Source organism: Saccharothrix xinjiangensis (assembly GCF_039527585.1).
In the GTDB taxonomy this organism is placed as follows: domain Bacteria; phylum Actinomycetota; class Actinomycetes; order Mycobacteriales; family Pseudonocardiaceae; genus Actinosynnema; species Actinosynnema xinjiangensis.
The window spans coordinates 21,522-34,939 of sequence record NZ_BAAAKE010000038.1 but is presented as its reverse complement, the minus strand read 5'-3'; the positions used below and the strand labels follow the sequence as shown (position 1 = coordinate 34,939).

General features: G+C 73.5%; 10 protein-coding genes. 8 read left to right on the top strand and 2 right to left on the bottom strand.

What is annotated here, in order from left to right; all coding sequences use genetic code 11:
- The first annotated feature begins 339 nt into the window (after positions 1-339).
- The 3 genes from ABD223_RS39970 to ABD223_RS39960 all read left to right on the top strand — a co-directional run bounded on the left by ABD223_RS39970 (position 340) and on the right by ABD223_RS39960 (position 5,245).
- Positions 340-3,258 (top strand): AfsR/SARP family transcriptional regulator, encoded by a 2,919-nt coding sequence (locus ABD223_RS39970; protein ID WP_344042894.1) that lies wholly within the window; start codon positions 340-342, stop codon positions 3,256-3,258.
- 485 nt (positions 3,259-3,743) lie between these two features.
- Entirely contained in the window at positions 3,744-4,067 is a 324-nt protein-coding gene (locus tag ABD223_RS39965; RefSeq protein ID WP_344042892.1) for a PadR family transcriptional regulator, read from the top strand.
- Positions 4,064-5,245, top strand: coding sequence for a DUF1700 domain-containing protein (locus tag ABD223_RS39960; RefSeq protein ID WP_344042890.1), 1,182 nt, complete (start codon positions 4,064-4,066; stop codon positions 5,243-5,245). Before ABD223_RS39965 ends, ABD223_RS39960 begins: the two co-directional genes overlap by 4 nt.
- A 31-nt stretch (positions 5,246-5,276) precedes the next feature.
- Here ABD223_RS39960 and ABD223_RS39955 read toward each other — a convergent pair whose 3' ends face one another.
- Positions 5,277-5,840, bottom strand: a complete 564-nt coding sequence (locus ABD223_RS39955) for a VanZ family protein (RefSeq protein WP_344042888.1) — start codon at positions 5,838-5,840, stop codon at positions 5,277-5,279.
- Between the two features lie 152 nt (positions 5,841-5,992).
- Between ABD223_RS39955 and ABD223_RS39950 the strand changes: the two genes are divergently transcribed.
- The 5 genes from ABD223_RS39950 (at position 5,993) to ABD223_RS39930 (ending at position 12,419) form a co-directional block, all read left to right on the top strand.
- A complete protein-coding gene (locus tag ABD223_RS39950; protein ID WP_344042886.1) occupies positions 5,993-7,153 on the top strand; it encodes a sensor histidine kinase in 1,161 nt (386 codons plus the stop codon).
- Positions 7,150-7,776 (top strand): response regulator, encoded by a 627-nt coding sequence (locus ABD223_RS39945; protein WP_344042884.1) that lies wholly within the window; start codon positions 7,150-7,152, stop codon positions 7,774-7,776. The genes ABD223_RS39950 and ABD223_RS39945 overlap by 4 nt, the downstream gene beginning before the upstream one ends.
- A gap of 55 nt (positions 7,777-7,831) precedes the next feature.
- Positions 7,832-9,307: a TIR domain-containing protein gene (locus tag ABD223_RS39940; protein ID WP_344042882.1), complete on the top strand. Its 1,476-nt coding sequence runs from the start codon at positions 7,832-7,834 to the stop codon at positions 9,305-9,307.
- 296 nt (positions 9,308-9,603) lie between these two features.
- Positions 9,604-11,907 carry a GAP1-N2 domain-containing protein gene (locus tag ABD223_RS39935; RefSeq protein ID WP_344042880.1) on the top strand — a complete coding sequence of 768 codons (2,304 nt, stop codon included), beginning with the start codon at positions 9,604-9,606 and terminating at the stop codon, positions 11,905-11,907.
- A gap of 248 nt (positions 11,908-12,155) precedes the next feature.
- On the top strand, positions 12,156-12,419 hold the full coding sequence (locus tag ABD223_RS39930; RefSeq protein ID WP_344042878.1) for a hypothetical protein: 264 nt from the start codon (positions 12,156-12,158) through the stop codon (positions 12,417-12,419).
- A 21-nt stretch (positions 12,420-12,440) separates the two neighbouring features.
- Here the strand turns inward: ABD223_RS39930 and ABD223_RS39925 are convergent, their stop codons facing one another.
- Entirely contained in the window at positions 12,441-13,349 is a 909-nt protein-coding gene (locus ABD223_RS39925) for a DUF1963 domain-containing protein (RefSeq protein WP_344042876.1), read from the bottom strand.
- Positions 13,350-13,418: the final 69 nt, after the last annotated feature.

The following is a 13,418-nucleotide window of genomic DNA, read 5'->3' as shown; positions in this document are numbered from 1 at the left end:
CAGCTCCAACGCTTCGAACAAACGTTCGCAGCTCGCCACCGTATGTCCCACGGCCAGCACCGAACGGCAACCCCGACGAGTAACCCAGCGCCCCGCGTCCATGCCAACCGGAACATCCCGCCACCCGAATGGTCTCATCCCCCGCCTCTTTCCACTCCAAAAGGAAAAACACCCTCGAGGACAAGCATCCGAGTGAGTTCGCCAGTCGACCTGCAGTTGGCATGCAGAACCGTGTCGATACAGCGGCACCGGACGATACGCTAATGCGCAAGGGAGGGATCGATCGGACCGAGTGCACGTCTCCGTTGCGCACCCGGTACCACCGAGGGGGTGGCACTGGTGGAGTTCACGATCTTGGGTCAAACGTCGCTGCAGGTCGGAGCCACGAAGGTCGACCTGGGCGCGAAGAAGCAACGAGCGCTCCTGGCACTGCTGCTGCTCCAGGTGAAACGCCCTGTACCGGTCGAGACCATCATCCAGGCCCTGTGGCCGGGGAAGGTCCACGACGGGGTCCGGAGCAACCTCCAGTCGCTGATGAGCAGGATCCGAGGAGCGCTCGCCAGAGCCGGGGTGGAGTACCGGGTCACTCATGAGGGGGAGACCTACCGACTGGACCTCGACCAAAACCTCGTCGACTACCACCGATTCCTGCGAATGGTCGAAGCAGGCCGAGCGACCAGCGCCACCGAGAACCACGCGGAAGCAAAACTGATCTTGACCGAGGCGATCGGGCTCTGGCGCGGGGTCCCCTTAGCCGACATCCGCGGCGAGTGGGCCGCAAAAAGACGGAACGACATGGAGAGCATCGATCTGCTCCACGCGCACCACGCCCTTCTCCAAGCACGGTTAGAGCTGCGCGAGTACGCCGGGGTGATGCGGGACCTGGTGCCGTTGTTGGAGCAGCACCCGCACGACGATACGCTCGCCCGCATCCGGATGACCGCATTGGACGGTATGGGGGACCGGCACGGCGCGACCTCGTTCTACATGCAGTTCCGCAGACGATTAGCCAACGAGTTCGGCACCGAGACCTCCGCCGAACTCGACCGGCTGTACCACAGGCTGCTCACCGAACCCCCGACCGGCGAACCCGACCACGCGGTCCGGTCCGCCGCACCGGTGGACGCGCGGCCGTACCGCTTCCCCCGGCAGGTGCCGGGGTTCACCGGCAGGCTGGAGCTGCTGCGCCGCCTGGACTCGTTCCTCGACGCGGGCCCCGCCGACCCCATCGTGGCGCTGCACGGGATGCCCGGCGTCGGCAAGACGGAACTGGCCGTCCACTGGGCGCACCGGCACCGCGACGACTTCCCGGACGGCATGGTCCTGCTCGACATGAGGGGGTACGGCAGCGGCCGGCCGTTGACGCCCGACCACGCGATCTCGATGCTCCTCGACCGGCTCGGCGTGCCGGCGGACCAGATACCCGTCGATCCCGGACGCCGACCGGTCGTGCTCAGCAGGGCACTCGCCAACCGCAGGACGCTGCTCGTGCTGGACAACGTGCGCGACGCGGAACAGGTCGTCCCGCTGCTCGACGTCACCTCCGACTGCTTCATGCTGCTGACGAGCCGGGACCGGCTGCGGTTCCTGGCGATCCGCGAGGGCGCGCACACCCTGGCGGTCCCGGAGATGAACGTCGAGGAGAGCCTCGACCTGCTGCGCTCGACGATCAAGGACGACCGCGCCGCCAACGACGAGCGGGGACTGCTGGAGATCGCGCGCCTGTCCAACGGCCTCCCCCTGGCGCTCAAGATCACCGGGCGGCACATCGCCGATCGCCCGCGCGAAACGCCGGGCCAACTGGCCGAGCAGCTCAAGGCCCACCGCGACCTGCTCTTCCTGGACGAGGAGGACGAGGAGGCGATCAGCCTCTCGGCGGTGTTCTCCTGGTCCTACGAGGCCCTGGTGCCGGACGCGGCCCGGCTGTTCCGCCTGATGGGGCTCCACCCCGGGAGCCGGGTGAGCGGTGAGTGCACGGCGGCGCTCGCGGGGACCTCGTCCAGGGAGGCCGCCAGGCTCCTCGCGAACCTCGCCCGGGTCAACCTCCTCGACCACGACGTGGCGAACCGCTACCGCGTCCACGACCTGCTGCGCGAGTACGCGGCGGGACGCGCGCAGGAGTGCGACTCGCCCGGAGCGCGACGGGACGCGATCGAGCGGCTGCTCACCTGGTACGTGCTCACCAGCGCGGAGGCCTGCGGGAGGCTGTCGCCGCAGAGTCCGCCGATCCCCGCCCTGCCGACCTCGGTCGAGGTGGCTCCCCTGCTGTTCGCGACGGACCAGGACGCCCTGGACTGGTGCGCCCTCGAACGGGAGAACCTCGTCGCGGCCACCAGGCTCGCCTCCGCCCACGGGTTCCACGAGCACGCCTGGCGCATCCCGGCGGCGGTCCAGGAGGTGTTCGAGCGGTCCGGCTACCACGACGACCTCCTGACGAGCCACGAACTGGCCCTGGGGTCCGCCCGGGCCACCGGTCAGGTCGACGCGGAGATCGGCACCCTCAACAACCTCGGGTTGATGTACCTGAACGTGCACCGGGTGGACGAGGCGTTCGAGCACCTCCTGGCAGGGCTGGACATCGCGCGCGAACAGGCACACCGCCCCGGCGAGGCGGTGTGCCTGCACAACCTGGGCACCGTGCACTTCGAGCGGGGCGACGACCGGAAGGCCCTGGAGCTCTACGAACGAGCGCTGGAGATCAACCACGAGCTCGGCGGGGGCGAGGGAGAGGCGTTCGGCCACCACCGGATCGGCATGGCCCACCACCGCTTGGGCAACCTGGCCGAGGCCAAGCGGAGCTTCGACGAGGCCCTGCGCATCCGGGTGGAGATCGGCCACGTCCGGGGCCAGGGGGCGACGCTGACCGCCCTGGCCGCTCTGCACCAGGCGTTGGGAGAGCCGGACCGGGCGCTCGAACACTGCCAACGGGCGCTCCGGATCCACCGGTTGACGGGCGACCGGATCGAGACCGGTCACGCGCTCATGACCCTCGCGGCCATCGAGTTCGACCACGGCGACCTGGGTTCGGCGCACGACCACGCCGCGGAAGCCGCCTCGCTCGCTGACGAACTCCACGACGTCACCGCGCAGGCCAGGTGCCTGCACCTGCTCGGGCGGGTGATGGTGTTCATGGGGCAGGAGCGGGCCGCGGCGCAGGCCTGGCGTCAGGCGCTCTCCCTGTTCCTGTCGACCAACGACCCGACGGCGAGGGTCGTCCAGGCGCACCTCGACAGCGTTCGCGAGCGCCCGGACGACTGACGACGGACCTCGGGGGCGGTGTTTCCCGACCCCCGGCGGCACGGGCATCCCGGAAGGTGGAACCAGGCGGCTTCCCGGACGTCTTCCCGGCATGCCGCCGGAACTCCGCACGACACGTGTCGGGGCCGGACCCCGCGAGGTCCGGCCGCCGTTGGTCGTGCGGCCGTCCCACGGGGTTCAGCGGCCGATCAGCTGTAGCGCATCCAGCACGTTTCCATGATCGTTGCGGCGATCAGGAGAAATTCGCTCATGGGATCGATCATAGTGCCAGGCCCCGACCGCGCTGCGCGTGGGGGGCGACCCGCCGACGCGGCCCGCGCGGATGATGCCGACCACGCCGCGCCCCGGCGGAGTCCCGCCCACCACCGGCGACGCTGCCGGCTCCCGGTGCCACCGGTCGACCGTGACCTGATCGTGCTACCCCCGATCGCGAGCTACTGCGCATTCCGTAGTAGTGTTCACGGCACACCACCCGGGGAGGGCTGATGGACACCAGTCAATTGCTCAAGGGGGTGCTGGACCTGGCCGTCCTCGCGGTGTTGCGCAAGGAGGACGGCTACGGGTACGACGTGCTCCGCAGGCTCCGCCAGGGTGGCCTGGACGGCGTCGGTGACGCGTCGGTCTACGGCACCCTGCGCCGGCTCTACAACGCCGGCCTGCTCACGTCCTACGTCGTGCCCAGCGAAGAGGGCCCGCACCGCAAGTACTACAGCCTCAACGAGCCGGGCCGCGTGCGCCTGCGCGAGTCGGGCCAGACCTGGAAGTCGTTCGCGCGGACGCTCGACGACATGTTGGGGGATTCGGCATGAACACGCAGACCAGCGCCGAGGTGCGCGACTACGTCGCCCGGATGCGCGCGGAGCTGTCCGACCTGCCCGCCGCCGAGGTGGGCGAGATCATGGACGACGCCGAGGCGCACGTCGCCGAGGTGGCCGAGGAGATGGGCGAGGAGCTCTCCGCCGCCGCCCTGACCGCGCGGCTGGGCACGCCCGAGGTGTACGCGCGGGAGCTGCGCGTCGCCGCCGGCTACCCGCCCCGCGCGGTCGAGCAGGCGACGACCGCCATCCGGATCAGGGCGGCGTTCCTGGCGCGGTTCGCGTTCTGGAGCCTGGCCGTCTTCATCGTCGTCGCGTTCGGCTTCTCCGTCCAGGGCGGCGAGGAAGAGCCGCTGCTGGTGCTCGTCGGCCTCTTCGCCACTGTCGCCACCGGGCTGGTGTTCTGGCAGCGCGGGCTCCTGGCGCAGGTCGAGGCGCTGCCGGAGACCAGGGCGCTGCGCGAGGCGCTCCGCCGCGCCGAGGCGTCGGAGGCGGGTCGCGTCCTGACCTCCCTGCGCACCCTGCAACCGGCGTGGTGGGTCGTCCGGGCGCTGCTCGTCGTGGCGGCGGGCGCGCTGGTGTACCGGATCGACAGCACCCTGCTGATCGCCCTGGCGCTGGGCGCCCTGTCGCTGGTGGCGGGCCCCAAGGCGCGGACCGACCGGCGCTGGCTGTGGATCAGCCTGCCCGCGACCGGCTTCGCCCTCGGCTCGCTGCTGTTCATCCTCGGCTCGCTGGTCGGCGGACTGGGCCACCGGTCCGTCCCGGTGTCGGTCTACAACAGCCCGCAGCCGTCGGCGCCGACCAACATCTACGTGTTCGACAAGGACGGCAAGCCGCTGACCGACGTGTACCTCTACGACGAGGACGGCCGGCCGATCGAGTCGCAGTGGTACGGCTGCTACAGCCGGCGCGAGGACAACCAGTACCCGCGTCCCCGCGTCGAGCACGACGAGCGCGGGTGCCGGGAGATCGCCGGGGTGCCGTTCGCGGCCATCATCCCGAACCCCTCCTCGGCGACGACCGCTCCCCCGCCGTCGCTGTCGAACCTCCCGCCGACCCCGACCCCGACCCCGACCCCGTCATCGGCTCCGTCATCAACCTCCTCTCCGACCCCTCCGTCGACCACCGAGGCCGCACCCACGACGGCGAGCACGGCGCCCACCACCTGACCACCCGGCGGCGTGCCGCGCTGCCCGGGGCTCAGGCGAGCGACGAACCGGGCAGCGCGGTGCGGTGCAGCGCGGGCAGGGATCTGACCAGCAGGTACCCGAGCACGCCACCCAGGGTGTTCGCGACGAGGTCGTTGACGTCGACGCTGCGCCCGCTGCCGGCGACCACGTAGATCAGCAACTGCACCACCTCGATCGCCCCGCTGAACGCCAGCGACACCACCGCCGCCCGCCCCGCGCTCACGGCCCGCGACGTCACCAGCGGCAGCAGCACGCCGAACGGCACCAGCATCACCACGTTGAGCGCGAACGACGGCGCGTCGGCGGTCAGCAGCGGCACCGGGTTGACCTGCGACCACCACGGCGCCTCGTTGGCGTACGGGCCGCGCTGCACGTCGATCGGGAACAGCGTGAAGTGCGCGACCCCCGCGACGTACAGCGCGACCACCGCCCTGGTCACCAGGTGCGCGCCGGTCCACCCCGGCCGACCACCCACCGCGCGCACCAGCAGCACCGCGAACCACACCGCGAGCACGGGCACGAGGACGTGCCACGACTCGACGCCGAAACCCGCGTAACCGACGTCATCCCACATTGCCGACCTCCTTGGACTCGGCACCAGCGTGCGGTTCAGGGCCCCTCTCGCACCTCCCTCCGGGGACAGGTCTTCTCCCGCCCGCCTCCTCCTTTCGGCAGACCCCTCCCGAGGGATCCGGAGACGGCGGCCCGGTGCCTACCCTGGGCGACGTGCGGTTTTCACCCCGAGCAGCGTTCGCCTGGCTGGTCGTCGCGTGCGCCCTCGCCGGTCTCGGCCTGGTCGACGTGTGGCTGGGCGAGTTCAACGGCCCCGACTGGACCCGCCTGACGTGGGCGGTGGCGACGTCGGTGGTCGCGCTGTGCGCCGCGTGGCCGGGCTCGCGCTGGGTGTCCTGGCTCGCCGGCGCGCAGGCGCTCGGCGCGGCGGGCACGTGGTGGGCCACCCGGGACGACCCGTCGGTCGACCTGCCCTTCACCCTCTCCGCGACCGCCGCCCTGCTCTGCGGCCTCGGCCTGCTGGCGTGGCGCGGCGACCCCCTGGGCACGGTGCTCGCGGTGCCGGCCCTCACGGTGTCGGTCCTGGTCCAGCCCCTGCGCGGCGAACTCGACGGCCTGCGGCCGATCGTCGGCGTGCTCGTGCTGGCGCTGGGTGTCGCGGTGGCCGTGACCGCGGGCCTGGCGGCGCGCCTGACCGCCGACACCCGCGAGCGGCAGGCGGAGCGGGCCCGGGTCGCGCAACGCGCCGAGTTCGCCCGCGACCTGCACGACTTCGTCGCCCACCACGTCACCGGCATGGTCGTCCAGGCGCAGGGCGCCGCGGCGGTCGCCGGCACCCGCCCCGACCTCGTGCTGCCCGCCCTCCGGGAGATCGAGCGCGCCGGGACCGAGGCGGTCGACGCCATGCGCCGCGTCGTCGGCCTGCTGCGCACCCCCAGCAGCAACAACACCGATAGCGACGACACCGCCGACACCGACACCGACGACGCGCCCGGCGTCACCGAGGTGCCCACCCTGGTGGAGCGCTTCCGCCGCACCTCGGGCCTGCCCGGCGACCTCGACCTGCGCGGCCCGTTCACCGACGTCGCCCCGATGTCCTCCACCGCGGCCTACCGCGTCGTGATGGAGGCGCTGACCAACGCGCGCAGGCACGCGCACGGCGCGACCGCCGTCGACGTGGCGGTCCGCCGCACCGGCGCCACCCTGGAGGTCCGCGTGACCGACGACGGCCGCCCGGCCCCGGACCACCCGACCGGGTTCGGCCTGCGGGGCCTGCGCGAACGCGTCACCGCCGCGGGCGGCGAGCTGTCCGCGGGCCCGACCCCGCGCGGCTGGGCGGTCGAGGCGAGCCTGCCGGTCGGTGCGGGCCGATGACGATCACCGTGCTCGTCGCCGACGACCAGGCGATGGTCCGCACCGGCTTCCGCATGATCCTGTCCGCGCAACCGGACATCGAGGTGGTCGGCGAGGCGGTCGACGGCGTGGAGGCCGTGGCGCTGGCGCGGGACCTGGCCCCGGACGTGGTGCTGATGGACATCCGCATGCCGCGCCTGGACGGCCTGGCGGCGCTGCGCCTGATCGACGGCCCGAAGGTCGTCGTGGTCACCACCTTCGACGACGACGAGCACGTGCGGGACGCCCTGCGCAACGGGGCGTGCGGTTTCGTGCTCAAGACCTCCGGCGCGACCCTGCTGGTCGAGGCGATCCGCGCGGCCGCCTCGGGCGAGGCCCTGGTGAGCCCGGCGATCACCGTGCGGATGCTGCGCGGTCTGGCGGTCCGCCGCCCCGCGCGCCGCGAGGTGCCCCTGTCGCCGCGCGAGCTGGACGTGGTGCTGCTGGTGGCGCGCGGTCGCACGAACGCCGAGGTGGCGCACGCCCTGCACGTCACCGTCGGCACGGTCAAGACGCACCTGGCGAGCGTGCAGGCGAAGCTGCACGCCCGCAACCGGGTCGAGATCGCCGCCTGGGCCTGGGAGTCGGGGCTGCTGGAGCGGTGAACCTCCCGGCTCTCCGGGCTGTGGCGGGCTTTCCCGGGGCACGACAATGCGGTGCATGGCCGAAGCGACCCGCACGCCCGGTGAGCTGATCTTCGTCAACTACCGGCAGAACGGCCGGGCGCGCGACGGGCTCCTCCGGCTGCCCCACGCGCAGGTGGTCGAGGCCGTCGCCGAGCGGTTGCGCAGCCACTTCGGCCCGGACCGCGTCTTCCTCGACACCGGCATCCACACGGGCGAGCACTACCCCGACGCGCTGCGCGAAGGCCTCCGGAACAGCGCGCTGCTCGTCGCCGTGGTGCACCCGGGCTGGGCGCGCGACCTCGCCGACCGGGCCGGCGGCCTCGACTGGGTCCGCCAGGAGATCAGGACCGCCTTGGAGGAGGGCAAGCACGTCCTGCCGTTGCTGCTCGACCAGGCGGCCCTGCCGGACCCGGACGCGCTGCCCGACGACCTCAGGCCGTTCGCGTTCAAGCAGGCCCGCCGCATCGACTTCGGGCACTGGGAGCGGGACGTGCGGCTGTTCGTGCAGGAGGTCGAGGCCCACCTGTCGCCCGTGGCGCTGCCCGAGCGCGTGGAGCCGCGCGTCCCCGCGCCGCGCGGTCCCCTGGGCCTGGTCCTCGCGTGGCTGCTGGGCGCGGTGGCCCCGGTCGCGACGACCACCGCCCTCGTGCCGGACGCGGGGATGCGAGCCGCCTGGCTGGCCGCGCTGGCCATCACCGGGGTGCTGCTGCTGCTCGTGCCCGCCCTGATCACGTGGCTCGCGTACGGGGCGCGCGACTTCCTCGACGGCCTGGACCACGAGTCCGCGCTGCTGCCGCGCGACGTGAAGGTCGACGTGATCACCGCCCTGGTGGTCGCCGCGCTGGCCGTGTTCGTCCTGTTGTCCGTGCCGGTCCTGGAACCGCAGCAGCGGATGCTGCTGGTGGCCGTGGCCGTGGTCGTGCTGGTCGTGATCGCTCTCGGTGTGCCGTGGCTGCGCCGGTTCCGCACGGCCCGGCAGTGGCCGCGCCCCGAGCTGGAGGCCGACCCGACCACCGTCCGCGAAGCGCTGCACGACGTGCGGCGGCACCTGGAGGCGCACGGCCCCTTCCTGAACCGGCTCCGGCGCGACCAGGCGCACTACGCGCTGGACCAGGTCGAGGCCGCCGCCGCCCGGTTGCGGGAACTCGCCGACCGGGACCGCGCCACGTGGCTGCGGGCGGCCCCGCGCCTGCCGGTCCTGGCCCACGCGCTGTCCTTCGGCGCCACCGCGGGCGCGGCCGTCGCGGCGGCGGTGGTCCACCGGGTGAGCGGCGGGACGCACTGGTCGGCGCCGTTCTGGGCGGTGGCGGGCGTGGTCGCGGCGACGGCGGGGTACGGGGCGACCGCGGAGGCCGCCTACCGGTTCCAGCGCCGGCGGCGGGACCGGGTCGCGGCCGCCGCGCCGGCCGAGGTGGCCGCGCTGCGCCAAGAGGTCGACGAATCGGGCATCCCGCGACCGGCGCCGATCAACGAGGACGCCGCCGAACTGCGGAAGGCCCATCCGCGATGAGCGGTGAACCCGAAGGCGGACGTGTGGTAACCATCCGTGAGCGATCGAGCCGGAACGACCACGTGAGGACCGCCCATGCCCCGTCGTCCCGTTCTCGGCGCGGGTGTCGGCCCTCGTCCCGCGCCAGGTCGTCGAGGTCGTGATCACCGTGCCCGCCCGCTTCGGCGCGGCCGGCCGCTCGACCCGGTGCAGGTGCCCGAGGTCCGCGACCTGGTCGGCGTGCGCCCCTACCGCGTGGAGGACCCCGTGTCGTGGTTGCCGGCCCGGTTCGGGGCGATCGGGACGAGGGGGAAGTGATGGCGGTGCGCCAACTGCACTACACCTCGTGCGAGGACGGCCTGGAGGGCGTCCGGGGCTTCCAGGTCAGCGCGATGACCCCCGGCACGCCGCGGCAGCTGGTGGAGCTGGCGATCCGGTCCGGCGCGTACGAGCCGGGCCCGGCCCTGGTCGGCCGGTGGGGCTCGGCGGACCCGGGCGGGTTCCCGGTCAGCTTCGGCTTCGTGCCGGTCGGGCGCGCCGGGGTGGTGTTCCGGAGCCGGTACGCGGGCGCGGACTTCACCGGTCGGATGGGCAACTACTTCGCCCACTCCCTGCTGTTCGACGACGTCGAGCGCGAGCTGGAAGGGCTGCTGCCGATCGACCTGTGGCGCAGCCGCGGGTGGGCGGACGGCCGGGCGGCGGGCGTCGAGCTGCCGGAGCTGGCCTCGCTGGTCCCCGGCGACGACGCGGGCCCGGAGAACACCCTGCGGTTCGCGGCCGGCCGCGCCGCCGGGCTGGAGCGCGTGCTCGGCGCGACGCAGCGGGCGCTGGTGGCCGGGCGGGGCAGGCTGGTGCTGGTGGTGCCGGACGACCGGACCGCGGCGCTGTGGGTGGCCGCGACCTGCCGGTCCCTGCCGCACCCGCTGGGGCTGGCGGTCTCGTTCACCACCTACACGGCCCGGCCGGAGGAGTCGGCCGCGCTGGTCAACTGCACGACACCGGACGTGCGGCTGCCCGCCTACGGCGACTTCACCGCCATCGACCTGACCTCGGAACCGCCGCCGGACCCGCACGGGACGCGGTACGCGTCGGCGGTCGCCCAGCTGTGGGAGCGCCACGAGACGCCGGCCGCGCTGCGCCTGGCGGGCGAGGCGCGACCCGCCCTCGCCGCGGCGGACCTGGAGGTCTTCGCGGTCCTGCTGGAGCTGGCGTTCGACCTGCCGGTGCGCGACCCGGCGGGTCAGGAGCTGCTGCTCGCCGCCGCGCGGATGGCCGTGGAGCGGGTGACCGGGCGACTGTCGGCGGCGGCCTGGGGGCGGCTCTCGGACCAGGTGCGCGACGGCGGCGGGCCGGTGGACGTGGCCGGGTGGTCGGAGGTGCTGCGCGCGGCCCGCGACCGGCGAGAGGCGGTGCCCGCGGAGCTGTTCGGCGCCTACTTCATCGCGGCGCTGAGCGGCGGCGTGCCCCCCGGTGGCGCGACTCCCGGCGGCGGCGGGGCTCCGGTCGGCGAGCGGCCGTGGCTGCCGGAGCTGTCGGCGGCGGACCTGGAGGACGTCGCGGAGAACGTCGTGGTCCCGGCGCTGGCCGCGCCATCGCCGCACCCCGCGCTGACCAGGCTGGCCGGGCACCGCGCGCTGGTCGACGCGCTGATCCGGGTGCTGGAGCGCAGGCTCGTCAACCCGCGCGAGATCGCCCGGCTGGCGACCACGACGCCGCCGGAGGTGGCGCGCCTGCTGGCCGGCCGGGGCACCGACCGGATCAGGCTGCTCGCCGACCTGGTGCTCGCCCGCAACGGCGTGCTCGACCCCGTGCGGGTGATGCTCGACGGCACGCGCGCGCAGCACGTCGACTGGCGGCTGTTCGGCCCCGTCCTGTGGCCGGGTGACCCGTCGGCCGAGGACGCCGTCCGGCTGGTCAGGCAGGTGCGACCGCGGGTCCTCGCGGACAGCGGCCTGGCGGCGCGGATCGTGGCCCGCGCGCTCGACCGGGTGAGCGCGGACGAGTCGACCCCGGCGGACGGCAGGCTGGTCGACGAGCTGCTGCGCTCACCCCTGGCGGCCCTGCTGGAGCGGCACGACCACACCTCGCTCGACGCGGCCAGGAAGATCTCCGACCTGCGCCGCTCGGCGCCGGGCCGCGGCGGCGAGCGGGTGCTGCTGTCCGCCCTGGCCGCCGCCGGGTCCCTGCCCGAGGCGCTCGGCGGCCGGTTGGTGGCCGCGGCGGCGTCGTTCGTGCTCCGCGCCGATCCCGCGCTGCACCGCGACCTGCTGTCCCGGGCGCTCGACGAGCACTCGCGGGTGTTCCTGCCCGCCTACCGGGAGGCGGTGCGCGCCGACCTGGCCGACGCGCCGCCGCACCGGATCGCCGCGGTGATCGTCGCGTGGCGAGGGCTGGAACGGCCGCACACCCACGACCTCCTGGTCGAGGAGACCCTGCCCGACGCCCTGCGCAAGCGCCGGGGCAGGTTCCTGGACCAGGTGGGCGGCGCGCTCCAGGCGATCGCGAACGGGATCGACGTGAAGCCGCCGAAGGGCGGCTGGGGCAGGTGGTGGCAGCGCTGGCGGACGATGCACGAGCGGCGCGGCCTGCTCTCGCTGTTCCGCCGGCGCGGCGAGGTGTGAGGTGCACCCCCGCTGTTCCTGCTCGTCCTGCTGTGCGGGGAGCGCCGGCCACCGTGGACGAGGAACCGGAGCCCGTCGTCCGCGGCGTCGGTCGCGGCCCGGCCGCAGGGCGTCGAGCAGGTCGGGGTTCAGGTTGGCCACGGCCGGGACGCCGTCGTCGACGACCGGAACGGGGTCGGGGCGTTCGTCGCCTGGTTCGCCGTAGGCGCCGCCTGGGCGGCAGGCGCCCGGCACGCGCTCCGCTCACCGTGGCCGCTACTTGGTTCTTCGCGACCAGCTGGGTGGTGGCGTCAGGCGACGCGATCGGACAGCCGGCGTTCACCCTGCACCGCCCCGCGCTGGAGCGGTTGGCCGAGGAAGCCCCGACCTCGCCACCGTGGTCGGCCGGCCTGTACTCGTTCGAGCACCTCGGCCAGTGGCGGGGGTGCACGACCACGGGGACGCGCGACCCCGCCACCAGCACCCCGTGGGGCCTGCACCTGGACCGCCTCGGCAAGCGCGGCGAAACCTGACCCGCGACGACCGCCGCCCGCCTACTCGGTGAACATGGTGAATGACCGCATCCCGTCGAAGCGCTGGGCGGCGAGGTCATCGGAACCGATCAGGAAGCACCCGTAGTAGAAGTCGCTCCCCGTGTGGAACTGGGCGAGCGGCACCCACTCGCGGATCAACCGGTACTCCTCCGCGCGACGCAGGCGGGTCCGCTCCGACCTCGGGAGGTCGGGCTCGCCCGCGAGCCGTTCCGCGAGGTTGGCGGCCGCCATCCGCGTCCACGGCGGGTCCTGACCTCCGATCGCCGCGCAGTACCCGCCGATGCGGAACGAGGAGCTCCGATCCGGCTCCGGCCAGAGTTCGTCGACCAGTTCGCACAGTTCGTCGAGGTGCTCCAACCCGTCGAACACCTGCTTCACCACCTCCGACTCGAACTCGACGTCACGCTCCTCGACCCACTCCGGCAGGACCGGCTCGACCCAAGCGGAAAGCCGGCGCTCGGGAACGAGGAACGGGATCTCCTCGTGGAAGAACGTCCTGCGGTCGTGGTCGGGCGGCGGTGACGCCACCACCGCCTCCGTGCCGACCGGCACGTACAGGACCCGCGCGAACCCCGACCCGTCCGTGCCGGGGTCGGCTTCCAGGTCGTCCTCGTGGTGCAAGAAGAAGAGCAGCGAGCCGTCCACCGGCAGGGGAAGCCCCTCGGCCCGCGGAAGGGCCGCGCAGTCAACGGAAGCGATGAACGGCAACGGCGACCCGCTCCCACCGCTCGGCCACCCCACCCCCACCGGCAACCGGGGAAGTCCCCCCTCCTGCCCGACACCCTCCCCCTCGGGGCCGCCGGCCCCCGCCCACACCGCGAACCGGAGCTGATCGGCGAACGCGTCGACCTCATCGCCCGGGAGACCCCGATCGACCGCCGCGCGGCGGAATCGCTCGTAACGGTCCATGGTGCGGCATGATCGCAGAACGGTGCGAGCGTCCTCCCGGACCGAGGTCATCGGTGCTCTTCGGCAAAT